Below are 23,176 nucleotides of genomic sequence, written 5' to 3' on the forward strand. Positions count from 1 at the left end.
CCAGAAACGACAGTAAGGCAGCGGCGTTGGCCGCCAATGCCAGGGTGGGCAGGCCATGATATGGATAGTGATCGGCTATTTAAGCGGCAGTTGGCTGGCGGCAGTGAGCGTGTGCCGCTGGGCAGGCGTTGCCGATCCTCGGTTTTGTGGCTCCTATAATCCAGGTTTTTCTAACGTACTACGGCTGTATGGCCCGCGGCTCGCCGCCGCCACGCTGCTGCTGGATGCGCTGAAAGGGGTGCCTGCAGTGCTGGCTGCGAAGCTGCTAGCGCTGCCGGTATGGCTGCAAGGGCTAGTCGGCCTAGCCGTGCTGCTGGGTCACAGCTACCCGATTTGGTTTAGCTTCCGTGGTGGAAAGTCGGTCTCCAGTGCGTTTGGCGTGCTGTTGGTATTGGTGCCCAGCGTGGCGCTGCTGACGGCGCTCTGCTGGGCGGTATTGGCATGGCGTTTACGTACCGCAGCGGCAGCCTCGCTTATTAGTGCGCTACTGGCCCCGCTGCTGTGCCTCTGGCTAGCTCCGAGTTACGTGAGCGTGGTAGGGGGCTTTAGCCTATTGGTGCTGGCTCGACACGGCCTCAATATTCGCCGCTTACGCCGTGGGGAAGAGCCCCACCTGCGCGGCTAGGCGTTGGAATAGGCGCTTGAATCGCCGCTTGAGTTAAACCGGCGCTGTTAGCGTATCAAGCGGCCAGCGTGGAGTGGCCTGCATCACGCCGTTGTCATCACGCTCGCCCGCTGCCAAACGCTGCGCACCGACATAGGCAATCATGGCGCCGTTGTCGGTGCAAAAGCGCCCCCGGGGGTAGTAGGCGTGCGCCTGACGCTTTTGTGTTTCCAGCGCTAGCCGTTTACGCAGACGGGTATTGGCGCTCACGCCACCCGCCATCACAATGCGCTTTAGCCCGGTTTGGTCGAGCGCTCGGCGGCATTTGATCACCAGCGTATCCACCACGGCCTCTTCAAAGGCCCGGGCCACATCTGCTTTGGCCTGTTCATCCAGCTCGCCCGCTGCCTCTAGCTGGCGAATCGCCGTCAGGGTATGGGTTTTTAAACCGGAGAAACTAAAATCCAGGCCGGGGCGGTCGGTCATTGGGCGTGGAAAACGAAACCGTTTCGGGTCGCCCTGTTCGGCAAGCTTGGCCACCAGCGGGCCGCCAGGATAAGCAAGTCCGAGCATTTTCGCGGCTTTATCGAAAGCTTCCCCGGCGGCGTCATCTACTGATTCACCCAATAGCTGATAGTGCCCCAGCCCTTGCACCTCCACCAATTGGGTGTGCCCCCCCGAGACCAGAAGTGCCACAAACGGGAACTCCGGCGCGTCATCTTCCAGCATCGGGGCCAGCAGGTGGCCTTCCATATGGTGAACGCCCAGCACCGGAATATTCAGAGCTTTGGCCATGCCGTGAGCGGTGCTAGCGCCCACCATCAAGGCACCAACTAAGCCTGGCCCGGCGGTGTAGGCGATACCGTCCAGGTCTTGACGGGTGAGGTTGGCATCCTTCAATACTTGCTCAATTAGCGGCAATAGCTTGCGGGTGTGATCCCGAGAGGCCAGCTCAGGCACAACGCCGCCATACTCCGCATGCATGGCGATTTGGCTATACAGCGCATCGGACAGCAGACCCTGTCCACCGGTGAACGCGGTATCGTAAATAGCGACGCCAGTTTCATCGCAAGACGTTTCAATGCCCAGTACGCGCATAGCAAAAGAACTCGTGTAAGTGGTAAGGCAGAGGTTTAAAACCGGCTAGTCTAGCATTGTGGCAGTGAAGGGGCGTAAGGATTTGCAAAGATCGCCAACCACGACTAGACTACTGTGCGCTGTAAAACTGGGTCGTACACCGTCTTGTTCGGTGTGCGTACTATCCGAACTCAAGACTCCTTAAGGTAGGTGAGTGCTTAATGCCTTCTGTAAAAGTACGTGATAACGAGCCGTTTGACGTCGCCCTGCGTCGCTTCAAGCGTTCTTGCGAAAAAGCTGGCGTTCTCTCTGAAGTACGTCGTCGCGAGCACTACGAGAAGCCGACTGCTGAGCGTAAACGCAAAGCGGCAGCTGCCGTAAAACGTCACGCTAAGAAGTTGCAGCGTGAGCGTAAGCGTTTCGAACGGCTCTATTGATCCGTACCTGGGGGTAGCCTGCGCAGTTAGCCGGTTATCTCAAGAGGGATGCCAAGCGGCCGCCACTAGGTGGCCGTTTGTTTTTCGTTCTGTGATGTGTGTTTTGCGCGGTTTAAGGTGATCAGGCGCGTTGCCTGATGACGTTAGGCCCGCCCATTAGCGCTTCGCGCGAGGATGCCCGCAGTTCATGGCAGGCCAAATTCCACAGCGTTTCATTGACGACCTGCTTGGCCGCGTTGACGTGGTGGAAGTGGTTGGCGAGCGCGTGCAGCTCAAAAAAGCGGGCCGCAACTTCTCTGGCCTGTGCCCGTTTCACCAGGAAAAGACGCCGTCGTTTACGGTGAGTGCCGATAAACAGTTCTACCACTGTTTTGGCTGTGGTGCTCATGGCAACGCGCTGCGTTTTTTAATGGAGTACGACAAGCTGCCGTTCCCCGAGGCGGTGGAACAGTTGGCCGGGCGTTTAGGGCTCGAAGTACCTCGTGAGGGGGCGGATGACCCTCGTGCTCAACAGCGTGAGAAGAAGCGTAAAGAGGGCGTTAACCTGCTGGAAGTGGCCGCCAGCTTCTATCGCGAGCGGCTAAAGATGCAGGAGGGCCAAAGTGCCCAACGCTACTTACAGGGGCGCGGACTGTCGCCTGAGGTGATTGCCACCTACGGCATTGGCTATGCGCCGGGCGGTTGGGAGGCGCTCAAACAGCACCTGTCTGCAAAAGGTATCGGCGAGCCGGTACAGGTAGAGTACGGGCTGCTGATTCACCGGGAAGATACCGGCCGCACCTATGACCGATTTCGCGATCGGGTAATGTTTCCCATCCGCGATTTGCGTGGCCGAACCATCGCCTTTGGTGGCCGAGTAATGGGCGATGAGCAGCCTAAATACCTCAATTCACCAGAAACGCCTGTCTTTCATAAGGGGCGCGAGCTATACGGTTTGTATGAGGCGCGCCAAGCATCCAGCAAGCTAGAGCAGCTGGTGATGGTAGAGGGCTATATGGATGTGGTGGCGCTGGCCCAGTACGGCATCCATAACGCCGTCGCCACCTTGGGAACTGCCACCACGGAAGATCACTTAAGTCGCCTGTTTCGTTTGGTGAGCCGAGTGGTGTTCTGCTTTGACGGTGACCGGGCAGGCCGTCAGGCGGCAAGCCGCGCCTTGGAAACGGCCCTGCCGCAAATGATTGATGGACGTGAGGCGCGTTTCCTATTTCTGCCCGATGGCGATGACCCTGATTCACTGGTGCGTCGCGAGGGCAGCGAAGCATTTCAGGATCGTGTGACCTGTGCGATGCCACTCTCGGAGTTTCTCTTTGAGCAGGCCGCCCAGGGGCGTGACTTGAACACGGTGGAAGGGCGCGAGCGTTTTGCCACCCAGGTGCTAGAGGCATTGAACAAAGTGCCTGAAGGCATGCTCAAATCGCTACTGCTTGAATCACTGGCAAAGCGTAGCGGGCTGGCACAGTCGCAGTTGCAGGCGCTGTTAGATAAGCGCACGGCAGATGCCGCTGCAAAAGCGTTGCCGCAGTGGGGGCCTGTTGAGGAGCCAGCCGCTGACATGGTGCCAGAGCAGGCGCCGCCTCGCTCGGCGGCACGTGGCCGCCGCCAAGGGGCAAAGCTGCAAACGCTCTCTACGGTGAGTCGTATTGTGCAACTGTTGCTTCATGAGCCGCGCTTGGTGACATCGTTGCCCGAATCGCTGGATTGGCTGCCAGAAAATAGTGAAGAGGCGCCGCTGTGCCGCGCTTTAATAGAGCTGCTGCGCGCTGGGCGCTATCGCAGTCCGCAGGTGGTGTTAGCGCATTTTCAGGGCACTGAGGAGGGAAGGTGGCTTAGTGAAATTGCAGCAAGAGAGCCTTTGCTTGGTAGGGAGCATCGAGAGACAGAGTTAATAGATAACGTAAATTATCTAAAGGCTATGAAAGAAAAGTCTCAGCCTCACGCTGAAATTGATGCGTTAACTGAGCAGTTTTCTGCATTGGTAAAGAAAAAAGAGTCTGGTCAAAAGCTTACTGCCCAAGAGAGGCAAAAGTTTATGCAGATGCTTGCGTCGAATAAGCGGATGTAAGCTTCTAAATTTCACCTAAGGGTTGAATTACCAGGCTTCAGCACCACATACAGGGTTAGTCGCCAGGCGCTGGCCTAACCGAACAACCTAACACACCTGAATGACCGCGCAAATACGTTTCGCTGGAAAAATTCCAGCTATTTACGCTATACTGTTCGGCTTGTTGAGTTTAATCGATTCAGCGCCCCAGGTGTTTCATTCTTCTTCGTCGAGATAGGGTTTCTATGGCTGGAAATGCGCAGCAGCAGTCACGTCTGAAGGAGTTGATCGCGCGCGGCAAGGAACAGGGCTACCTGACCTATGCCGAGGTCAACGACCATCTACCCGAGGATATCGCCGACCCGGATCAAGTGGAAGACATCATTGGCATGATTAACGACATGGGTATTAGTGTCGTTGAGGAAGCGCCAGATGAAGACACTTTGATGATGTCGGATCACTCCACGGACGAGTCCGCTGCGGAAGAGGCCGTTGCGGCACTCGCCGCCGTGGAAAGCGACGTCGGTCGCACCACCGACCCAGTGCGTATGTATATGCGTGAAATGGGTACGGTTGAGCTTTTGACCCGTGAGGGCGAAATTGAAATCGCCAAACGGATCGAAGAGGGCACGCGGGAAGTGATGTCCGCACTGGCGTACCTGCCAGGCGCGGTTGCCTCGATTCTTGACGCCTACGACGCCACCCAGGATGAAGAAGCTCCTGGGCGCCTATCTGACCTGTTCTCTGGCTTTATCGACCCCGACGAAGGTATTCCGGGCGTTGCTGAAGCGGAAGTGCCGGAACCTGAAGTCGAGACTGAGCTGAGCGATGATGACGATATCGACAGCGATGCAGACGATGAAGAGGACGACACCACTGCTAGCGAAGGCGGCCCGGATCCTGAAGAGGCCAAGGCGCGTTTCGAGCAGATTCGTGAACAGAACGTATCGGTTGAAGCGGCGTTGGCTAAGCACGGCCGCGGCAGCGCTGAGCTTAAGTTCGAGCAGGAGCGCCTTGCTGAGCTGTTCTCGCCGATCAAGCTAGTACCGAAGCACTTCGAGCGTCTGGTCGGCCAGGTGCGGATCAGTGTTGAACAGGTGCGTGCCCAAGAAAAAGCGGTCATGCAGCTGTGTGTTAAGAAAGCCAAGGTGCCGCGTAAGACGTTTATCAAGTCGTTCCCGGGCCACGAGTCTGATCCGAAATGGCTCGACGCTTTCCAGGAAGCGCAGCCCAAGTACGCTGACCGCCTAGAGCCGCTGCGTGCCGATATCGCGCGTTCACAGCGTAAGATTGCCTTTGAAGAAGACATGGTGCAGCTCACCGTGGCTGATTTGAAGGAAGTCAATCGCAAGCTGTCGATTGGTGAAGCAAAAGCTCGTCGCGCCAAGAAAGAGATGGTTGAGGCGAACTTGCGCTTGGTAATCTCGATTGCCAAGAAGTACACCAACCGTGGCCTGCAGTTCCTGGACCTGATCCAGGAAGGCAATATCGGCTTGATGAAGGCGGTAGACAAGTTCGAATACCGTCGTGGCTACAAGTTCTCGACCTACGCGACGTGGTGGATTCGTCAGGCGATTACCCGTTCTATTGCGGATCAGGCGCGTACCATTCGTATCCCGGTACACATGATTGAGACGATCAACAAGCTCAACCGTGTTTCCCGCCAGATGCTGCAAGAGATGGGCCGTGAGCCGACGCCGGAAGAGCTGGGCGAACGCCTGGAAATGCCGGAAGACAAGGTGCGCAAGGTGCTCAAAATCGCCAAAGAGCCGATCTCCATGGAGACGCCGATTGGTGATGACGACGATTCGCACCTGGGTGACTTCATCGAAGACGGCACCATGTTGCTGCCGATCGATATGGCCACCGGCGAAGGCTTGATCGAAGCAACCCGCAATGTGCTGGGCGGTTTGACAGCCCGCGAAGCGAAAGTCCTGCGTATGCGTTTCGGTATCGATATGAATACTGACCACACGCTGGAAGAGGTGGGCAAACAGTTTGACGTCACCCGTGAGCGGATTCGTCAGATTGAAGCCAAAGCGCTGCGCAAGCTGCGCCACCCCAGCCGCTCAGAGCCGCTGCGTTCGTTCTTGGACGAGTAAGCCGTCAGCTATTAGCGGTGAAATGAAATATAGCCGCTGAGACTAAAAAGCCCCGCAGGTAATAGCAGGGCGTTTCCACAGAAGGTGCTTACATAGAGTAGTGGGTAGCGGAGCCAGGGCCCACCGGCAAGCCAAAGACAAATACCCAGATAAAGAACAGCAGGCTCCAGCCAACCAGCATAAACAGCGTGTAGGGCAGCATGAGGGCGACCAGCGTACCAATACCCATATCGTTACGGTAACGGGTAGCCACCGCCAGAATCAGGCCGAAGTAACTCATCATTGGCGTGATTAGGTTGGTAACAGAGTCGCCAATCCTATACGCCGCCTGAATGACCTCGGGTGCATAGCCCATTAGCATCAGCATCGGCACGAAAATCGGCGCAGTGACCGCCCACTGCGCCGACGCGCTACCCAGCGACAGGTTCACGAAGGCGCACATGAGGATGAACAGCGCAAACAGGCCAGGGCCGCGCAGGCCTAGGGAGTCCAGCAGGTCAGCGCCCGCCACGGCGGTCACGGTGCCAAAGTTGCTCCAGTTGAATAGTGCCACGAACTGAGCGGCAAAGAACACCAGCACAATATAGAGCCCCAGGCTGCTCATGCTTTTGGCCATGGCATCGACGATATCGCGATCGTTTTGCATGGTGCCCGCGAGTCGGCCATAGACAAAGCCCAGCACGGTGAAGGCAATGGCGACGATAACCACAATACCGCGCAGGAAGGGCGAGCCGCTCACAAGGCCCGTCTCCGGGTTCCGCAGAATGCCACTTTCTGGTACTACCATCACAGCGACCAGCGCAATGAGCGCCAGGGTGGCTAGGCCGGTGCCTTTCAGCGCCCGTTTTTCGGTGGTTGTCAGGCCCTCCATACGGTTTTGGTCAATATCGCTGTCCGCGTAGGCGGAGTCGAATTTGCCAAGCTTAGGTTCCACAATGCGTTCGGTGACCAAGCCGCCAATGAGAGTCACAAAGAAGGTGCTGGCAAACATAAAGAACCAGTTGGCTTCAGCACCCACCACGTAAGCGGGATCGAGCAGTCGGGCGGCTTCCTGAGTAATGCCAGAGAGCAGCGGGTCGACGGTGCCAATCAATAAATTGGCGCTGTAGCCGCCGGAGACGCCACAAAACGCCGCCGCCAGGCCCGCCAACGGGTGCCGCCCTAAGGAGTGGAAGATCATCGCTGCCAGCGGAATCAAAACGACATAGCCAAGCTCGGCAGCCATGTTCGACATAATCCCGGCAAACACCACTGCATAGGTGACGATGCGCGGTGAGCGGTTAAGCACTAGCGCGCGCATGCTGGCGGACAGCAGGCCAGAGTGCTCGGCAACGCCAACCCCCAGCATGGCCACCAGTACCGTGCCCAGGGGCGCAAAGCTGGTGAAGTTAGTCACCATTTCGGTCACTAAGCGACGTAGCCCTTCCGCATTTAAGAGCGAGTTCACCGCTATCCACTCGCCCTCATTGGCGGGGCGTGGGTCGGCGACTGAAACGCCCAGTGCGGCAGCGATGCCGCTGGCGAGCACGACCAGTACGCAGAGAATGGCAAACAGTGTGACCGGGTGCGGCAGCAGATTACCTAGCCACTCGACGCTATCGAGAAAGCGGGTAAATGCTCCGCGTTTTAGGTTTTCTTCACGATTTTGTGGGTTTGTCATAAGATTTATATCGTTGATAGGTTATTTTTCAGCAAAAATGCCCATTTAGGTTTGGTGGCTGACACTACGTTGATGATGCAAGCGGCGCAAATGGCTTTACGCATAGCGGAATTTAAAAAATGAAACGCCGCTGACTGAGCCAGTCAGCGGCGCTTGAGAAGGGGCGAACGTCAGGAGGTATTAAAGCGTCAGCCGTGCGCGATGCAGGCGGCGAGCGAGGAAAAATAGTTCAATTAGGGCGAACAGAATTAAGCTGTAGCCCAGCAGTTCAATGGCCTCTTCGGCGATATCTTTAAAGTCGCGAATGTAGTTCTCTTCAAGCACGGCGCGCCAAAAATCCTGACGTCCATATAGACGAGAAAAGATATAAGTGACCAGGACACCTGCCGCGAACAGCCCAAATGAAAACGTATTGCTGTAGTAGCGGAACTCATCCAGGAAACGCTGACGATGAATAATGACCCAGGCAAGGCTCGGTAGCACAATCAGCGCCACTACAAACTTCCAGGTGTTATCCGCTACGTAATAGTCCAGAAAGTAATCTTGCTCGCGTACGAGCGAAGCGGACACAAACGCCAAGAGCAGCAGTGTTACCGTTGGCCAGATCTTCAGCACTTGTCGAATATAAATAAGCAGCGCGCAGCAGCTAGCCAATATCAACGTTTGGGTAAACTCTGTGAACCCAAGCTCGGTATAGCGCACCTCAGGTAGATACAACACCTCTAGGAAGCCACCTTGAGCAATGCCGCCAATCGCTAGCGTGTAGAGCGTGGCACGAAGTAGGGCGGTGCGAAAGCTAATCGCCGAGGGGGGAGATGGTGACATACCAATGTCCTTATCGGAGATAAAATGTTACGGGAGGCAAACAAACATGCAGGAATGAATGTTCATTATATCGTCACCTTTCTATGCTCGCACGTCTAACTTACTGAGAATTTCTCGACGGCTAGCCGGTTAGGCTACAAAGTAGCGCTACAAGCGTAATAATTACCTCTAGGGGCAGGCACTTTTATGGCAATTAGCGTCTTTGATCTGTTTCGGATTGGTATTGGCCCATCCAGCTCACATACCGTTGGGCCCATGCGGGCAGCGCGGGATTTCGTCATTGCGTTGACAGCGCCCAATATCAGCCGTGTGGTGGTAAGGCTACACGGCTCGCTGGCAGCGACCGGTGTCGGTCACGGCACTGATAACGCCGTGGTGATGGGGTTGATGGGCGAGACGCCAGAGGCGGTTGACCTTGATACCATGGCTGAACGCTTAGCCGCATTGGATAACAGCGAGCCATTGAGGCTTCCCAACGGCCAAGCGCTAGCGTTTCAGCGCGCACGTGATATCGAATGGGATGAGACCTGCCTGCCGTTTCATCCTAACGCCATGGTCCTCACTGCGTATGAAGACGATACGGTGATCAGTACGAACACCTATTACTCCCTGGGCGGTGGATTTTATGTGGACCAGGCCTGCGCTGACCGGGGTGGGCTGGATGAAGACAAAACAGCGCTGCCTTATCCCTTTGAGTCGGCAAATGAGCTACTGGCACTTTGTCAGCAGCACGGCCTGAGCATTAGCGAGCTGATGTTAGAAAACGAGAAAGCTTGGCGTAACGAAGCCGCGATACGTGACGAATTACTCACCATCTGGCACGCCATGCGCCAGAGTATTGATAATGGCCTGGAGGCCACCGGGCGCCTACCGGGCGGCTTAAATGTCCGCCGCCGCGCCCACTCACTGCATCAGCAACTGCTCTCGCCGCCCGACAATCAGCGCCTGATTGTGACCAGTTTTACCGTGATGGACTGGGTCAACCTGTTTGCGCTAGCGGTGAACGAAGAAAATGCCGCCGGTAAGCGGATGGTGACCGCGCCTACCAACGGCGCCGCGGGCATTGTGCCCGCCGTGCTGGCTTATTATTTGAAATTTGAGCCTGATGCCTGCGATGCCGATGTAGTGAATTTTGTGCTGACCGCCGGTGCCATGGGCATTCTCTGTAAAAAGAACGCTTCAATTTCCGGTGCTGAAGTGGGGTGCCAAGGGGAGGTGGGGTCGGCCTGTGCCATGGCAGCCGCTGGGCTTGCCGAAGTGTTGGGCGGTACGCCAAAGCAGGTGGAAAACGCCGCGGAAATTGGCCTGGAACACAACTTAGGGCTCACCTGCGACCCGGTGGCAGGGTTGGTGCAGGTGCCCTGTATTGAGCGCAACGCCATTGCCTCGGTGAAGGCGATCAATGCCGCCCGCATGGCACTGCACGGCGACGGCGACCACTTTGTCTCGTTGGATAAAGTGATTCGCACCATGCGGGATACCGGTCGCGATATGCAGGATAAATACAAAGAGACTTCAAAAGGCGGCCTCGCGGTCAACGCGATTGAGTGTTAAGTGACGGGTAGGGTGGTGGCAATGTTCGCCACCAAATAATCCACCAGCTGGCGAATTTTCGGCGATAGGTGTCGATGGCGGGGATACACCGCCCAGACCGCTGTATCGTTGTGTTGAAAAGGCTCTAGTACCGACACCAATTCGCCGCTGGCAAGATAAGGAGCCACGTAGTAATCCGGCAGTTGGGCTAGCCCAAGCCCCTTTAGCGCCGCATCCAGCAGGGCGGGTCCGGAGTTGCCGCTCCAGCACCCTTCTACCTTTACCTCGCGGCGCTGGCCGTTGACTTCAAAAAGCCAGTTGGGGCGAGAGCCGATCAAGCAGCGATGCTGGCTCAGTTCTGAAAGGGTGTGGGGTCTGGGAGCTTGGCGAAAATAGGCTTGCGACCCCACCACATACTCCCGCCGTTCGCAGAGCCTTCTGGCAATCAGGCTGGAATCCTTTAGAACCCCCATCCGAATAGCAATATCGTAACCCTCTTCAATCAGCTCTACTGGGCGGTTGGTGAAGTGCATATGTACCTCCAACTGCGGATGCAGGCGCTGGAAGTCATTCACCAGCGGCGCAATATAGCGCTCGCCGAAGGTGGTGGCCGAGGTAAGTTTCAAAAGCCCGTGAGGACTTGCCTGTAATTCGCTAATCGCCTGCTCGGCGTCCCGTAGCCCGTCAAATAGATGGCGGCAGTGCTCCACATAGAGCGCCCCAGCATCGGTTAATCGAATCTGCCGCGTGGTGCGATAGAGCAGTTGTACGCCTAGTTGATTCTCCAACTGGCTGACCAAGCGGCTGATGTGAGAGGTAGAAACTTTCAGATGCCGAGCGGCGGCGGAAAAAGTACCCAGCCTGACGACCTCGACGAAGGCTTCAATACGGTCCCAACGCTGCATATATTTCCTTATAAAACGTTAGATTGTTGCCCAATGGCAATAATCTTGTGAGTGTATCCCGCTTTATCACCTTCGCCCAGCTGACCTACACTGGAAGTCTCTTTAGCGCATCAATGGAGTGTCTTGCTTATGTCGATGATCTCTGCACGCTGGTCTCGTCGTGCCTTAGTGGCGGCCGTCAGCGCCGGTTGGGTAGCCTCTGCACAGGCAGAACTGCCTGCCCAGCAGCAGGAACAGGCGTCCGGCTGGTTCAGGATGATGGTAGGTGAGTACGAAGTAACGGCACTGTATGACGGCTATACGACCCTGGACACATCGCTGTTATCCGGCATGGAGCAAGACGAGATCCTGCGCCATCTCAACGCGCTGTTCATCGATGCCGAAAGCGGTGTGCAAACTGCCGTGAACGCTTTTCTGGTGCACACCGGCGAGAACTTAGTGCTGGTGGATGCAGGTTCATCGGCTTGTTTCGGCCCGACCTTGGGCCAAGTGGAGAAGAATTTACGCGCTTCCGGCTACGCGCCTGAAGATGTCGATACGATTTTGATGACCCACCTGCATCCAGATCACGTATGTGGCCTTGCAGACGAAAATGGCGATGCGATCTACCCTAATGCGGAACTTCGGGCGAGCCAAGACGATGCTGACTTCTGGCTGGACAAAGAGCGCTCTCAGGCGCTGCCGGAAGAGCAGCGCGCCTTCTTCACTATGGCGCAAGACGCCGTGGCACCCTATCAAGAATCAGATCGTTTCAGCCCCTTTGAGCAGGGCGATGAGCTATTAATGGGCATCGTGGCGCAAGACACCCATGGCCATACGCCGGGTCATGCCAGCTTCATGCTCAATAGCGATGACGACTCGATGTTGGTCTGGGGCGATGTCGTCCACAGCTACGGCGTGCAGTTTGCCGACCCTAGCGTTGCCATCGAGTTCGATTCCGACCCTGAGCAGGCGGTGCGCACCCGTGAAGCCGTGCTAGAGAGTGCGGTCGATGAGAAGCACTGGGTGGCCGGTGCTCACATGCCGTTCCCGGGCATTGGTCATATCGTCGAAGACGAGGAAGGCTACCGCTGGCTGCCCATCGAGTTTGGGCCGGTCTCTGGCGATAGCGAGTAACTCACCCCCTTTTTAGACGAGCACGTCGCGGCGTGCTCGCCCACTGCGAATCCATAGGAGTGACCATGAAATCACGTGCGGCAGTTGCGCTCGAAGCGGGTAAGCCACTCGAGCTGGTGGAGATTGATGTTGAAGGCCCGAAGGCGGGAGAAGTGCTGGTGAAAATGGCCGCCACCAGCGTGTGTCACACAGACGCCTATACGCTGTCCGGTGCCGACCCTGAGGGCAACTTCCCCGCCGTACTGGGCCACGAGGGCGCGGGCGTTGTTCAAGAAGTGGGCGAAGGTGTTACCAGCGTGAAACCTGGCGACCACGTTATTCCGCTCTACACCGCCGAGTGCGGTAAGTGTAAATTCTGCCTCTCAGGTAAAACCAACCTCTGTGGTAGCGTACGTGCGACCCAAGGTAAAGGTGTCATGCCAGACGGCACATCACGCTTCTCGCTAGACGGCAAAATGCTGCACCACTACATGGGCACCTCCACGTTTAGTGAGTACACCGTGTTGCCGGAAGTATCGCTGGCGGTGGTCTCCAAAGAAGCGCCGATGGATAAAATCTGCCTGCTGGGCTGCGGTGTTACCACGGGTATTGGTGCCGTTATGAATACCGCGAAAGTAGAGCCCGGCTCTACCGTTGCCGTGTTCGGCTTGGGTGCCATTGGCTTGGCGGTGATTCAGGGGGCGGTGATGGCGAAAGCTTCTAAAATCATCGCGATTGATGTCAATCCAGACAAATTTGCGCTGGCCAAGCAGTTCGGCGCGACTGATTTCGTCAACCCCAAAGATTACAGTGACCCGATCCAGCAGGTCATCGTTGATATGACCGATGGCGGCGTCGACTACTCGTTTGAGTGTATCGGCAATGTCAACGTGATGCGTTCAGCGCTTGAGTGCTGCCACAAAGGCTGGGGTGAATCAATCATTATCGGCGTGGCAGGCGCAGGCGAAGAGATCTCAACCCGTCCCTTCCAGCTGGTGACAGGCCGCGTTTGGAAAGGCTCGGCGTTCGGTGGTGTGAAAGGCCGTAGCGAGCTGCCGGGCTACGTGGATCGCTATATGAATGGCGAGCTCAACATCGACGACTTTATCACCCACGATATGCCGTTTGAGAAGATCAACGAAGCTTTCGATTTGCTCCATGAAGGCAAGAGCATTCGTACCGTCCTGCATTACTGAGTATCATCTAGCGAAAGAAACCGGATAAACGAACGCGGTAGGGGAGACCCGCCGCGTTTTCATCTTCTGAAGGAGCCTGCCCCATGAGCATGAGTGAAACTTTAGAACTGGTGTCGGCCAACCGCAGCTGCGGCGGTTGGCACAAGCGCTACCGCCACTACTCCCGGGCGCTGGATTGCGACATGGTCTTCGCCGTGTACCTGCCACCCCAGGCAGAAAACGAGCGTGTTCCGCTGTTATGGTGGCTATCGGGCCTGACCTGCAACGACGAAAACTTTATGCAGAAGGCTGGCGCGCACCGCATTGCCGCCGAATTAGGCGTGGCGATTGTCTGTCCGGATACCAGCCCGCGTGGCACCGATCTCCCCGGCGAGCACGATAGCTATGACCTTGGCTCCGGGGCAGGTTTCTATGTGAACGCCACCCAGGCACCGTGGAAATCCAACTACCGCATGTACGATTACGTGATTGAAGAGTTACCGTCGGTGGTGCGCCAGCACTTCCCCGTTAACGGACGCGAATCTATCAGCGGTCACTCCATGGGCGGCCATGGGGCGCTGATTCTTGCCCTGCGCCATCCTGGCCGGTTCCGTTCGGTCTCCGCCTTTGCGCCGATTGTGAACCCCATGAACTGCCCCTGGGGGCAAAAAGCGTTCACCAGCTATCTGGGTGATGACCAGTCCCGCTGGCGCCAGTACGACGCCTGCGAGCTAGTGGCCAACGGTGCTTCCCGCCAGCGGCTGTTTATCGACCAAGGCGAAGCGGACCAGTTCTTGGAAGAGCAGCTGATGCCCGAGCGTTTGGAAGCCGTGTGTGAAGAGCATGACCACCCGCTGACGCTGCGTCGCCAGCCAGGTTATGACCATAGCTACTTCTTTATCGCCTCGTTCATTGAGGACCATTTGCGCTATCATGCGGAACACCTCATGAAACGCTAAGGATTCCGAGATGCTCAATCGCGCGCTGCGCCGCTTTCTTCGTCTGTTATGGCGTCTTATCTGGCGTGGTGCGCTTGGCTTCGTGGTGCTCTCCGTTGCCCTGGTGCTGCTATTTCGCTTTGTGCCGCCGCCGGGCTCTATGGTGATGGTTGAGCGCAAGGTGCAAAGCTGGATAAACAGCGAACCGATTGATATTCAGCGCCAGTGGCGTAGTTGGGAGAATTTATCCAGCAACGCCAAATTGGCGGTGATTTCCGCCGAGGATCAGCGCTTTCCTCAGCACCGTGGATTTGATTTCGTGGAGATGCGTCGCGCCTGGGAAGCGAGCCGAGACGGTGAGCGGCTGCGCGGTGCCAGCACCCTGAGCCAGCAAACCGCCAAAAACGTGTTTTTATGGAGCGGGCGTAGCTGGGTACGCAAAGGGCTGGAAGCGTGGTTTACCCTCTTGATTGAAACGCTATGGGGCAAACAGCGGATACTAGAGGTATATCTCAACGTGGCGGAGTGGGATACCGGCGTTTTCGGTTTAGAAGCCGCGGCTAACCACTATTTCGGTGCCTCAGGAAGTGCATTGACCGAGAGGCAGGCAAGCCTGCTAGCCGCCATTTTACCCAATCCTCGTAATCGCAGTGCCTCTAGGCCCGACGCCCAGGTAGAGCGTCGCAGCCAATGGATTCGCCAGCAAATGCGTAATTTAGGCGGCACTTCCTATCTTGAACGGCTTTAATCGTTCACAACTAACGAACCATAGGTTTTTCTAGTCATACTTTTCCAGCGCCACGGTGGGCAGTTTGCCCACCTCTGGGCGGGCAAAGTAATAGCCTTGCTGCACGGCAATACCCAGCGCCAACAGGCAGCGCGACTCTTCACGGGTCTCGACACCCTCCGCCACTAGCTGGGTGCCCAGGGTGCGGGCCAGTGCCACCATGCTTTTCAGAATGGCTTGGCGGCGGCTATTGCTATCGCATTCCATCACCAGTTCGCGGTCGATTTTTAGCGTATCGGGGCGAAGGTCCGTCAGTAGGTCCAAGTTCGCGTAGCCGTTGCCGAAATCATCCAGCGACGTGGTAAAGCCCATACGGCGATAGCTGTCGATAATTGAGCGCATATGGGCACGATCCACTACGCGCTCGGTTTCAGTAATTTCAAAATTGAGCCGCTCAGTTGGCCAGCCGACCCGGCGTGATGTCTCTAGCGTCGATTGAATGCAGGCTTCCGGCTCGTACACAGCATTAGGCAGAAAGTTAATCGAAAGCCGTTCAGTCATGCCTAGTTCACTGGCAAGTTCGATTGCCTTTACCCGACAAGCTTGATCAAAGCGGTACATTAGCTCATCGGTCACTTGATTGAGGATCGAAAAGGCCGACTCTCCGTTTATGCCACGCACTAATGCTTCGTAATAAATCACCTGCCGCTGAGTCACATCTACTATAGGTTGAAAAGCCATCGTAAACGCGAAGGGAACCGGCGTATCACAGCGATTGCAAACGCCGTTTACCCTGGCGCAGTGAGGTTGTGCAGTCATTTTTTTCCAAGCCCTGGAATTTTCATCATTATCGTATGAGTTATGTCTTTGAAGGGCGCACCACCATGACCACACCGGCAATGGCGATTACCATACCTGCTAAGCCAAGGAGCGGTAAGCGCTCATCAAAAAGCCACCACGCCTGTAGCGCGGTGACAGGAGGCACAAGATAAAAGAGACTCGCCACGCGGGAAGCCTCCCCCTTCTTTATCAAGGCCATCAATAGCAGGATAGCGGCAATTGATAGAATCAGCACGAGCCAGCCAAGCGTTAGAATAAACGTCATACTCCACTCAACTTCCCGGCTTTCAAACAGCAGTGCGCCAAACCCTAAGAGCACACCAGCTGCCATGTACTGAATCACCGCGCCGGACAGCAAGGGCATACTGGTGCAGTAGCGCTTTTGATACAGCGTGCCGAGGGAAATACCTGCCAGCGCTGCCATCACGCTAATCAGTGCCCCTGCACCAAAACCGCTAAACAGGGTACTGCCCAGCTCCAATTTACTGCCTAATACCAAGCTAATGCCGATTAAGCCCAATAATAGGCCTAGCCACTGCTGTTTAGTGAGCCGTTCGCCTAGCAGTGGGCCAGCACAGGCGGCCGTTAATAGCGGCTGAAGGCCGACGAGCAGAGCGGCCAAGCCCGCTGGCATGCCCAAATAAATGCCGTAAAACACACCCCCTAAATAGGTGCCATGGACCAGCAAACCCGATACCGCAATGTGTTTCCATAACCTGGGTGATGAAGGCCAGGAAATACGCATCAGCCACGTCAGTGGAATCAGTAGCATTAGCGTGAGTACAAAACGGATAAATAAGAAGGTGAATGGCTCGGCGTAAGGGAGGCCAAATTTTGCGCCGATAAAGCCCGTGCTCCATAAAAGAACGAAGATACCAGGCATGGCGGCAAGCCCGAGAGAGGCGGCGTCTTTTTCTTTTAAAGCATTAAAAATACTAGACATAATTCTCCTATAGCAGCATGAGTTGCTGCGTGAATAACTTACGTTTTGTTCTTTTTGTTACTTGGCTTTACATAAAAGATTGAACCTGCGCCCGAACGGCGCGTCACACTGGGCACATTCATAACGCGCCAATGAGGTTTCTTACTATGCAACGTATGACTGCTTTGTTCTCTGCTGCTCTTCTCGCCACTGGTCTTCTGGCTGGCACTGCCCAGGCGCAGCAAGCCGAAGAACCGGCACAAGACCCGATGGCTACTCAGCAAGCCCCGGCTCAGGACTTTTCTGATCAGCAGCTACAGCAGTTCGCCGATGCTTCTCAAGAAATCGCCGTGATCTCACAAGAGTACACACAGCGTCTGCAGGAAGCAGAAGACGAAACCGCTCAACAGGAAGTTCGCGCTGAAGCTAACGACCGCATGATTGAAGTTGTTGAAGACAGCGGTTTGGATGTCGATACCTTCAATGCAATTGGTCAATCAATTCAGCAAGACCCAGAGATGATGCAGCGCGTTCAAGAGATGGCTAACCAGTCATAAGCGCCATTTCTTAAGTGATTCATCTAAGGCTATGCGGATAGTGACAGATTTTCCTTAACGTGCGAAGTATCCGACACGCCGCCAGCCGATCAAAGCCCAGCGCCACCGCGCTGGGCTTTTTTATTAGTCACCATTATTTATCACTACGCTTTCATTCCCCAAGGGTTGTCGATATTGGTTGTTCAAGACAAACTTAGCCCAGGATTGGCTGCCGGATAGCCAGCTAAAGAGACAAAGCGCCCAGCAGGAGAGCGTATGGACGTTGAGCTATTAGAAATACGTCAGCATATGGGGCAGTTTCCCCCGTTTGATGGTTTGTCGGATGAGCTGCTGGACGCGATTGCCGAGCAGGTAGAGGTCAGCTACTTCAAAACGGATAGCGATATCCTGACGCTTAACGATACGCTGAATGAGCTTTGCTACATTCGCAGCGGCGCAGTTGAAGTCTATCGCCGCCAAGGGGAGCTCTATAACCGCCTAGGCGAGGGGGATATCTTTGGCCACTTTAGCCTGCTGCGTAACCACAAGGTGCGTTTTCCCGCCAAAGCCATTGAAGATACGCTGATTTATTTTATCCCCGATGCAGTGTTTCAGCGCCTGTGCGAGGAAGATGACGACTTCGCTGATTTCGTTGAGCTGGAGCGCCCGCGGCTAGAGACCGCCGCCGAGCAGCAGAAGAAGTCTAACGACATGATGGTGACCCGTATTCGTAAGCTGGTCACCCGTTACCCGGTGATGGTCGAATCCACCACCAGCGTACAACAGGCGGCCAAGCAGATTAGCGATGCCCAGGCCTCTGCGGTGCTGGTGATTAATGAAGGTAGCGATAACCCCCGCTACAGCTTCCAGGATAGTGAAGGCAAAACCTGGCAGATGTGCGGCATCCTCACCGACAGCGATTTCCGCACGCGGGTAGTGGCCGAAGGCCTATCGCCCACCACGGCCATTGGCGATGTGATTTCTGAGCGGCTGATTACCATTCAATCAGATGCCACAGTGTATGAAGCGATGCTGACCATGCTGCGTAGCAACGTGCATCACCTGCCGGTGCTTTACCGCCAGCGCCCGGTGGGGGTCGTGCACCTTTCCGATATTATTCGCTATGAAACCCACAGCGGACTTTATCTGGTCAGCAATATTTTCAACCAGTCCAGCGCCCAGGGGCTTGCCAAGTTGGCGCCGGACGTTCGAGCGGCGTTCGTACGCATGGTGCAGGAGGGTGCTAACTCGCAAATGGTGGGCAGTGCGCTCTCTACGATTGGGCGGAGCTTCACTCGCCGGCTGCTGGAACTGGCAGAAGATGCTCTCGGGCCGCCGCCGGTGCCGTACTGCTACATGGTCAATGGCTCCATGGCGCGTAACGAGCAGAGCATCGTCACCGACCAGGACAACGCGCTGATTCTCTCTGACGACTTCGTCCCTGAAGAGCACGATGAGTACTTCCATGCCCTGGCGGCGTTCGTCAGCGACGGCTTGGCCGCCTGTGGCTACACCTATTGCAAGGGCGATGTGATGGCGACCAATCGCCAGTGGCGTCAGCCGCTGGCGGTATGGAAACGCTACTTCCATGACTGGATGGCGAACCCAACGCCCGAGAAGTTGCTGCACAGCTCGATATTTTTTGATCTGGATAGCATCTATGGGGAAGACCTGTTCGTTGAAACGTTGCAGGATTTGATTGCCCAAACCGCTCCCAAGTCGCCGCTGTTCCTGGCGGCGATGGCGCGTAATGCGCTTAATCGCACCCCGCCTTTGGGGTTCTTCCGCACCTTCGTGATGGAGAAAGATGGCAAGCATAACAACTCCATCAACCTGAAGCGGCGCGGAACGGCACCGATGGTGGATTTGATTCGCGTGCATGCATTGGCCTGCGGTTCCAAAGCGCAAAACTCCTTCCAGCGCTTGGACGACATCAGCAAAACCCAGCTGCTGGCGACCGGTGTCAGCGACAAGCTGAACTATGCGTTCGAGTTTTTGTGCATGTCGCGGATACGCCATCAAATGATCGACCTGCAGGAGGAGCGTGAGCCGGATAACAACATCGAGCCCGAAAACGTGGAAGATAGCGAACGCCATACCCTGAAAGACGCTTTTCAGGTGCTGAGCAATGCCCAGAAGTTTTTGAAGTTCCGCTATCCCGTTCCCACCCAACGGCAGGGGCGCTGATATGCATGGCATACGACCGCGCCAAAAAGTCACTCAGGCCGACTGGGCGAGTTATATGGAAGCCCGCGCTGAGCAAGCTCAAGATGAGATGTTGAAGCGCTTTTTCAACACGCCCATGCCCGACCCTGATACGCCCTTGTCAGAAGTGCCCATGGTGGCGCTGGATATGGAAACCACTGGGCTCGACGAGCGCCGCCATGCGATTGTCAGCATTGGTGTCGTGCCGTTTACGCTGGGGCGTATTCCCATGGCTCAGCGCCGTTACTGGGTCGTGAAGCCGCCCAGGCCGCTGGATGAAGCGTCGATTGCTTACCACCACATCACGCACTCTGAAATTGCCGATGCGCCAGACCTGGACGGCGTGCTGGATGAACTGTTAGCGGAGTTGGCAGGGCGGGTAGTGGTGGTTCACTTTCGCAATATTGAGCGGCCCTTTCTTGATGCAGCGGTGAAAGCGCGTCGGGGTGAGGGGGTGCTGTTTCCGATGATTGATACGATGTCATTGGAAGCGCGCTTACACCGGCAAACCCTCTGGGCGCGCTTTCGCCGTTGGCTAGGTCGGCCACCGGTGTCGATTCGTCTTAACGCCAGTCGTGAGCGCTACGGCTTACCTGCTTACCAAGGGCATCATGCGCTAGTCGATGCGTTGGCCACCGCCGAATTGCTACAGGCTCAAATTGCCAATCGTTATACGCCCGAGACGCCGCTAAAAGCGCTGTGGTGCTAACGCCTGGATTTATTTCACCGTCCTAACATGCAAACGGGCAGCCCAAGGGCTGCCCGTTTGTGTCTTGCCGAGATAAAGGAGTGCTTTACACAGCTTTGGGTTCGCTCATCAAGCCTTTGATAATGGCGTAACACGCCACTAGCAGAATGATGGTGAACGGGAACCCGGTCGACACGGCCATGGTCTGCAGCGCGGTCAAACCGCCACCCAGCAGCAGTGCAATGGCAATCGCGCCTTCGATGATCGCCCAGAACACGCGCTGAGGTTTCGGTGCATCCACCTTGCCGCCTGCGGTGATGGAGTCAATTACCAACGAGCCGGAGTCCGACGAGGTCACGAAGAACACGATGACCAGCACAATGGCAAGGAACGAAGTGATCTGTGACAGCGGCAGTTGCTCTAGCATGATAAACAGCTGCAGGTCGACGCCTGCATCGCGAACGGCCTCAATACCTTGGCTGACGTACTGGTCAATCGCGGTACCACCGAAGGTGGTCATCCAGAGTACCGATACAACAGACGGTACGATGAGGACGGAAATCAGGAATTCACGGACGGTACGGCCACGAGATACCCGCGCGATAAACATACCGACGTACGGGGACCAGGAGATCCACCACGCCCAGTAGAAGGCCGTCCAGCCTTGGCTGAAGTTCGCGTCTTCACGGCCAAACGGATTAGACAGCGCTGGCAGATGAACCACATAGTTCACCAGGTTCTCGAAGAAGCCGGTGGCAATCAGCAGCGTCGGGCCAACACCGATCACGAAGAACAGCAGCGCGGCAGCCATCGCAATGTTGATTTTCGACAGTAGCTGAACGCCTTTATCGACCCCGGCAATAATTGAGCAGATAGCGATCATGGTGATGCCGATGATCAGCAGAATCATCGTGATGTCGCTTTCCGGCGCGCCAAACAGGTAAGTTAAACCAGCGGCCGCCTGAGTAGCACCTAGGCCAAGCGACGTGGCCAAACCAAACAGCGTGGCGAAGACCGCCAGAATATCGATCAAGTGACCCGGCCAACCCCATACGCGCTCACCCAGCAGCGGGTAAAACACGGAACGCATGGAGAGCGGCAAGCCTTTGTTGAACGAGAACAGTGCCAGTGACAGCGCCACCACGGCGTAAATCGCCCACGGGTGCAGGCCCCAGTGGAAGATCGTCGCCGCCATACCTAGCGCAGCAGCACCTGCGGCATCGCCTTCAGCGCCTGCTAGCGGTGCCCAATCGCCACCATCTAAGGAAGTGCCAAAGTGGGTCAGCGGCTCGTTAACGCCGAAGAACATCAGGCCAATACCCATGCCAGCGGCAAACAGCATGGAGAACCAGCCGGTATAGGTAAAGTCTGGCTTGGCATCTGCCCCGCCAATGCGGATTTTACCCAACGGCGAGACAATCAAGCCCAGGCACAGAATGACGAAGATATTGGCGGCCAGGATAAAGAACCAAGCCAGATTACCGGTTAAGAAACCAAAAATGGCGTCGTAAACCGGTGAAATTGCCTCTTGAAGTGCGAGGGTTAGCACTACAAATAGCAGCACCACGAGCGCAGAAATGGTAAATACCTTGCCATGTAGATCAAGGTTAAAGCCCATCGCACTGGTAGTAATATTGTCCTGACCGATCACGTAGTCGGTATCGATCAGGTTAGCCGGACCATCAGGGGCGGGGATGCCTTCTGAAACCGGCTCTTCAGCGGGACGCTTAGAGTCAGGGTTATCCACGGGAGCCTCTCTATGTCGAACAGAAACCGCTAAACGCACCGTTTTAGAACAGCGGTAGGCCACTGAACATCAAAGGGTGCGGAAGCAGGCGTGCGTTACACAGCTAACAATAGCAAACGTTGCTTAATCTTTATTCAACGCGCGCGAACATTACCACGAAAAAGCACTACGTTTACAACGACAACAGAGGGCCTTAGCCCTCTGTTGTTTAACGCTTAGGTAGAGGGCTTAGCTATTGAGCCACTGCTCAACCACATCTTGGTTCTCTTCTACCCACTGTTTGGCGTTTTCGTAGGGGTCGCTGCCATCTTCCTGGTTCATCAGCATGACCTCACCCATCTGGTCGGGTGTCCACTCAAACGCATCCAGGATAGCGTACGCTTCCGGCATATCATCTTCTAAACCGCTGCGTACAACAGTATGGATCTGCTCGGCACCGCCGTAGACGTTTTCCGGGTCTTCGAGGTATTTCAGGTCGAAGCGAGCAAACATCCAGTGAGGTGTCCAGCCGGTAACGACCACGTCCTCTTCGTTTTGGATGGCGCTAGCCAGTGCCGCTGTCATGGTGGCACCGCTGCCACTACGCAGATTCAGCCCGAGGTCATAGGTATCCACAACCTCTTCGGTGAGTGCCATCAGGCCTGCACCGGGGTCAATACCGATGATCTCGCCGTTAAAGCTGTCGGCGTTGTCGTTTAAGTCGGCAATTGAGTCCACATTGGTGTACTCGGGAACCACTAAGCCAAGCTTGGTGCCATCCAAGTTAACGCCTAGATCTTCGGTGTTGTCACCGACACGTTCCATATAATCAGCGTGGGTGGTGGGCAGCCAAGCGGCGACGATCGCATCGGCATCGCCAGTGGAGAGTGCTTGGAACATCGCCGCAGCAGACAGCGAGGTCAGCTCAACTTCAAACCCCGCCTGCTCTAGTACAGCGGCAATAACGTTGGTGGAAGCGACCTCAGAAGACCACTCTACATAGGCCAGATTAACCGTGCCTTGGTCTTGAGCGTGAGCCATGCTACCGGCAGTGAGACCTGTGCCAGCGACGAGGGCTAATGAGGCGAGACGGATGCGGTGATTCAACGTACGAGTTTTCATTCACTTGCTCCCTGT

The 23,176-nt window shown here is 55.9% G+C and carries 20 protein-coding genes; 12 read left to right on the top strand and 8 right to left on the bottom strand.

Going from position 1 to position 23,176, the window contains the following annotated elements:
- Positions 1 to 55 precede the first annotated feature (55 nt).
- Complete coding sequence (gene plsY / locus BIS10_RS00765) at positions 56 to 625, top strand: glycerol-3-phosphate 1-O-acyltransferase PlsY (RefSeq protein WP_253501380.1); 570 nt, start codon at positions 56 to 58, stop codon at positions 623 to 625.
- A 33-nt stretch (positions 626 to 658) separates the two neighbouring features.
- Here the strand turns inward: plsY and tsaD are convergent, their stop codons facing one another.
- A complete protein-coding gene (tsaD, locus tag BIS10_RS00770; protein WP_253501383.1) occupies positions 659 to 1,702 on the bottom strand; it encodes a tRNA (adenosine(37)-N6)-threonylcarbamoyltransferase complex transferase subunit TsaD in 1,044 nt (347 codons plus the stop codon).
- Between the two features lie 200 nt (positions 1,703 to 1,902).
- Between tsaD and rpsU the strand changes: the two genes are divergently transcribed.
- The 3 genes from rpsU (at position 1,903) to rpoD (ending at position 6,264) form a co-directional block, all read left to right on the top strand.
- A complete protein-coding gene (gene rpsU / locus BIS10_RS00775) occupies positions 1,903 to 2,118 on the top strand; it encodes a 30S ribosomal protein S21 (protein WP_016416934.1) in 216 nt (71 codons plus the stop codon).
- Positions 2,119 to 2,305: 187 nt separating this feature from the next.
- Positions 2,306 to 4,183, top strand: a complete 1,878-nt coding sequence (gene dnaG, locus BIS10_RS00780) for a DNA primase (RefSeq protein WP_253501386.1) — start codon at positions 2,306 to 2,308, stop codon at positions 4,181 to 4,183.
- Between the two features lie 224 nt (positions 4,184 to 4,407).
- Positions 4,408 to 6,264 carry an RNA polymerase sigma factor RpoD gene (gene rpoD / locus BIS10_RS00785; protein ID WP_253501389.1) on the top strand — a complete coding sequence of 619 codons (1,857 nt, stop codon included), beginning with the start codon at positions 4,408 to 4,410 and terminating at the stop codon, positions 6,262 to 6,264.
- An 88-nt stretch (positions 6,265 to 6,352) separates the two neighbouring features.
- Here rpoD and BIS10_RS00790 read toward each other — a convergent pair whose 3' ends face one another.
- The gene (locus BIS10_RS00790) at positions 6,353 to 7,924 is read right to left on the bottom strand and encodes an AbgT family transporter (protein ID WP_253501392.1); all 1,572 of its coding nucleotides are present in this window, start codon (positions 7,922 to 7,924) and stop codon (positions 6,353 to 6,355) included.
- A 180-nt stretch (positions 7,925 to 8,104) separates the two neighbouring features.
- Positions 8,105 to 8,749, bottom strand: a complete 645-nt coding sequence (locus BIS10_RS00795) for a hypothetical protein (protein ID WP_253501394.1) — start codon at positions 8,747 to 8,749, stop codon at positions 8,105 to 8,107.
- Between the two features lie 186 nt (positions 8,750 to 8,935).
- Here BIS10_RS00795 and BIS10_RS00800 point away from each other — a divergent pair, with 186 nt between their 5' ends.
- Entirely contained in the window at positions 8,936 to 10,303 is a 1,368-nt protein-coding gene (locus BIS10_RS00800; protein ID WP_253501397.1) for an L-serine ammonia-lyase, read from the top strand.
- Here BIS10_RS00800 and BIS10_RS00805 read toward each other — a convergent pair.
- Positions 10,300 to 11,187, bottom strand: a complete 888-nt coding sequence (locus BIS10_RS00805; protein WP_253501400.1) for a LysR family transcriptional regulator — start codon at positions 11,185 to 11,187, stop codon at positions 10,300 to 10,302. The two genes, BIS10_RS00800 and BIS10_RS00805, sit on opposite strands and share 4 nt — an antisense overlap.
- Positions 11,188 to 11,316: 129 nt before the next feature.
- Between BIS10_RS00805 and BIS10_RS00810 the strand changes: the two genes are divergently transcribed.
- The 4 genes from BIS10_RS00810 (at position 11,317) to mtgA (ending at position 15,143) form a co-directional block, all read left to right on the top strand.
- A complete protein-coding gene (locus BIS10_RS00810) occupies positions 11,317 to 12,303 on the top strand; it encodes an MBL fold metallo-hydrolase (protein ID WP_253501403.1) in 987 nt (328 codons plus the stop codon).
- A gap of 65 nt (positions 12,304 to 12,368) precedes the next feature.
- Entirely contained in the window at positions 12,369 to 13,478 is a 1,110-nt protein-coding gene (locus BIS10_RS00815) for an S-(hydroxymethyl)glutathione dehydrogenase/class III alcohol dehydrogenase (RefSeq protein ID WP_253501406.1), read from the top strand.
- Between the two features lie 83 nt (positions 13,479 to 13,561).
- Entirely contained in the window at positions 13,562 to 14,416 is an 855-nt protein-coding gene (gene fghA, locus BIS10_RS00820) for an S-formylglutathione hydrolase (protein WP_188639165.1), read from the top strand.
- A 10-nt stretch (positions 14,417 to 14,426) separates the two neighbouring features.
- Positions 14,427 to 15,143, top strand: a complete 717-nt coding sequence (gene mtgA / locus BIS10_RS00825) for a monofunctional biosynthetic peptidoglycan transglycosylase (RefSeq protein WP_253501409.1) — start codon at positions 14,427 to 14,429, stop codon at positions 15,141 to 15,143.
- Between the two features lie 30 nt (positions 15,144 to 15,173).
- Here the strand turns inward: mtgA and BIS10_RS00830 are convergent, their stop codons facing one another.
- The gene (locus BIS10_RS00830; RefSeq protein WP_253501412.1) at positions 15,174 to 15,863 is read right to left on the bottom strand and encodes an EAL domain-containing protein; all 690 of its coding nucleotides are present in this window, start codon (positions 15,861 to 15,863) and stop codon (positions 15,174 to 15,176) included.
- Between the two features lie 118 nt (positions 15,864 to 15,981).
- Positions 15,982 to 16,905 carry a DMT family transporter gene (locus BIS10_RS00835; protein ID WP_253501415.1) on the bottom strand — a complete coding sequence of 308 codons (924 nt, stop codon included), beginning with the start codon at positions 16,903 to 16,905 and terminating at the stop codon, positions 15,982 to 15,984.
- A gap of 146 nt (positions 16,906 to 17,051) precedes the next feature.
- Here BIS10_RS00835 and BIS10_RS00840 point away from each other — a divergent pair, with 146 nt between their 5' ends.
- From BIS10_RS00840 to BIS10_RS00850, 3 genes are all read left to right on the top strand, one after another.
- On the top strand, positions 17,052 to 17,441 hold the full coding sequence (locus tag BIS10_RS00840) for a DUF4168 domain-containing protein (RefSeq protein ID WP_253501418.1): 390 nt from the start codon (positions 17,052 to 17,054) through the stop codon (positions 17,439 to 17,441).
- Positions 17,442 to 17,696: 255 nt separating this feature from the next.
- Positions 17,697 to 19,607 (top strand): DUF294 nucleotidyltransferase-like domain-containing protein, encoded by a 1,911-nt coding sequence (locus tag BIS10_RS00845; RefSeq protein WP_253501421.1) that lies wholly within the window; start codon positions 17,697 to 17,699, stop codon positions 19,605 to 19,607.
- A gap of 1 nt (position 19,608) precedes the next feature.
- Positions 19,609 to 20,334 (top strand): 3'-5' exonuclease, encoded by a 726-nt coding sequence (locus BIS10_RS00850; protein ID WP_253501424.1) that lies wholly within the window; start codon positions 19,609 to 19,611, stop codon positions 20,332 to 20,334.
- Between the two features lie 85 nt (positions 20,335 to 20,419).
- Here BIS10_RS00850 and BIS10_RS00855 read toward each other — a convergent pair whose 3' ends face one another.
- Together BIS10_RS00855 and BIS10_RS00860 are read right to left on the bottom strand one after the other, a co-directional pair.
- Complete coding sequence (locus tag BIS10_RS00855; RefSeq protein WP_253501427.1) at positions 20,420 to 22,060, bottom strand: BCCT family transporter; 1,641 nt, start codon at positions 22,058 to 22,060, stop codon at positions 20,420 to 20,422.
- A 228-nt stretch (positions 22,061 to 22,288) separates the two neighbouring features.
- Complete coding sequence (locus tag BIS10_RS00860; protein ID WP_253501430.1) at positions 22,289 to 23,161, bottom strand: glycine betaine ABC transporter substrate-binding protein; 873 nt, start codon at positions 23,159 to 23,161, stop codon at positions 22,289 to 22,291.
- Positions 23,162 to 23,176: the final 15 nt, after the last annotated feature.

The organism is Halomonas sp. 707B3, from assembly GCF_024158645.1.
Taxonomy (GTDB): domain Bacteria; phylum Pseudomonadota; class Gammaproteobacteria; order Pseudomonadales; family Halomonadaceae; genus Vreelandella; species Vreelandella lionensis.

Excerpts from the sequence above, each read along its gene's own strand:
- plsY (WP_253501380.1), top strand. The coding sequence starts at position 56 with ATGATATGGATAGTGATCGGCTATTTAAGCGGCAGTTGGCTGGCGGCA.
- tsaD (WP_253501383.1), bottom strand. The coding sequence starts at position 1,702 with ATGCGCGTACTGGGCATTGAAACGTCTTGCGATGAAACTGGCGTCGCT.
- rpsU (WP_016416934.1), top strand. The coding sequence starts at position 1,903 with ATGCCTTCTGTAAAAGTACGTGATAACGAGCCGTTTGACGTCGCCCTG.
- dnaG (WP_253501386.1), top strand. The coding sequence starts at position 2,306 with ATGGCAGGCCAAATTCCACAGCGTTTCATTGACGACCTGCTTGGCCGC.
- rpoD (WP_253501389.1), top strand. The coding sequence starts at position 4,408 with ATGGCTGGAAATGCGCAGCAGCAGTCACGTCTGAAGGAGTTGATCGCG.
- BIS10_RS00790 (WP_253501392.1), bottom strand. The coding sequence starts at position 7,924 with ATGACAAACCCACAAAATCGTGAAGAAAACCTAAAACGCGGAGCATTT.
- BIS10_RS00795 (WP_253501394.1), bottom strand. The coding sequence starts at position 8,749 with ATGTCACCATCTCCCCCCTCGGCGATTAGCTTTCGCACCGCCCTACTT.
- BIS10_RS00800 (WP_253501397.1), top strand. The coding sequence starts at position 8,936 with ATGGCAATTAGCGTCTTTGATCTGTTTCGGATTGGTATTGGCCCATCC.
- BIS10_RS00805 (WP_253501400.1), bottom strand. The coding sequence starts at position 11,187 with ATGCAGCGTTGGGACCGTATTGAAGCCTTCGTCGAGGTCGTCAGGCTG.
- BIS10_RS00810 (WP_253501403.1), top strand. The coding sequence starts at position 11,317 with ATGTCGATGATCTCTGCACGCTGGTCTCGTCGTGCCTTAGTGGCGGCC.
- BIS10_RS00815 (WP_253501406.1), top strand. The coding sequence starts at position 12,369 with ATGAAATCACGTGCGGCAGTTGCGCTCGAAGCGGGTAAGCCACTCGAG.
- fghA (WP_188639165.1), top strand. The coding sequence starts at position 13,562 with ATGAGCATGAGTGAAACTTTAGAACTGGTGTCGGCCAACCGCAGCTGC.
- mtgA (WP_253501409.1), top strand. The coding sequence starts at position 14,427 with ATGCTCAATCGCGCGCTGCGCCGCTTTCTTCGTCTGTTATGGCGTCTT.
- BIS10_RS00830 (WP_253501412.1), bottom strand. The coding sequence starts at position 15,863 with ATGGCTTTTCAACCTATAGTAGATGTGACTCAGCGGCAGGTGATTTAT.
- BIS10_RS00835 (WP_253501415.1), bottom strand. The coding sequence starts at position 16,905 with ATGTCTAGTATTTTTAATGCTTTAAAAGAAAAAGACGCCGCCTCTCTC.
- BIS10_RS00840 (WP_253501418.1), top strand. The coding sequence starts at position 17,052 with ATGCAACGTATGACTGCTTTGTTCTCTGCTGCTCTTCTCGCCACTGGT.
- BIS10_RS00845 (WP_253501421.1), top strand. The coding sequence starts at position 17,697 with ATGGACGTTGAGCTATTAGAAATACGTCAGCATATGGGGCAGTTTCCC.
- BIS10_RS00850 (WP_253501424.1), top strand. The coding sequence starts at position 19,609 with ATGCATGGCATACGACCGCGCCAAAAAGTCACTCAGGCCGACTGGGCG.
- BIS10_RS00860 (WP_253501430.1), bottom strand. The coding sequence starts at position 23,161 with ATGAAAACTCGTACGTTGAATCACCGCATCCGTCTCGCCTCATTAGCC.